The sequence below is a fragment of the Brevundimonas sp. Root1423 genome (assembly GCF_001426805.1).
The window spans coordinates 24,673-25,049 of sequence record NZ_LMFL01000036.1; the positions used below are offsets into that span (position 1 = coordinate 24,673).

General features: G+C 67.1%; 1 protein-coding gene. It reads left to right on the top strand.

Annotated elements, in window-relative coordinates:
- Positions 1-377 (top strand): aconitase family protein (locus tag ASD25_RS20355; protein ID WP_235562815.1); only part of this gene is annotated, 377 nt, incomplete at both ends.

A 377-nucleotide genomic window follows, 5' to 3' on the forward strand; every position in this document is an offset into this window, starting at 1 on the left:
GAGGAAGCCGGTCTGGCCGGGATTTCCCGTCTGCCGCGCTCGATGAAGGTGCTGCTGGAGAACCTGCTGCGCAACGAGGACGGGGTTTCCGTCACCGAGGCCGACCTGCGCGCCATCGCCGCCTGGACCGAGAACAAGGGCTCGGTCGAGCACGAGATCGCCTTCCGCCCGGCCCGGGTGCTTATGCAGGACTTCACGGGCGTTCCGGCCGTGGTCGATCTGGCCGCCATGCGCGACGCCATGAGCGCCCTCGGCGCCGACCCGACCCGCATCAATCCTCTGAACCCGGTCGATCTGGTCATCGACCACTCGGTCATGGTCGACCATTTCGGCACCCCGGGCGCCTTCAACCAGAACGTCGAGCGCGAATATGAGCG